The sequence below is a fragment of the Vescimonas sanitatis genome (genome assembly GCF_049060325.1).
GTDB classification, from domain to species: domain Bacteria; phylum Bacillota; class Clostridia; order Oscillospirales; family Oscillospiraceae; genus Vescimonas; species Vescimonas sanitatis.
The window spans coordinates 1-224 of record NZ_JBMGPW010000066.1 but is presented as its reverse complement, the minus strand read 5'-3'; the positions used below and the strand labels follow the sequence as shown (position 1 = coordinate 224).

The 224-nt window shown below is 0.0% G+C and carries 1 protein-coding gene; it reads left to right on the top strand.

Translation table 11 applies throughout. The features are described 5' to 3' along the window. The coding region (locus ACOMDU_RS13875) for a hypothetical protein (protein ID WP_219196000.1) at window positions 1-224 on the top strand (224 nt) is incomplete at both ends.

The window sequence follows — 224 nt, the reverse complement described above, 5'->3', positions numbered from 1 at the left end:
AAAAAAAAAAAAAAAAAAAAAAAAAAAAAAAAAAAAAAAAAAAAAAAAAAAAAAAAAAAAAAAAAAAAAAAAAAAAAAAAAAAAAAAAAAAAAAAAAAAAAAAAAAAAAAAAAAAAAAAAAAAAAAAAAAAAAAAAAAAAAAAAAAAAAAAAAAAAAAAAAAAAAAAAAAAAAAAAAAAAAAAAAAAAAAAAAAAAAAAAAAAAAAAAAAAAAAAAAAAAAAAA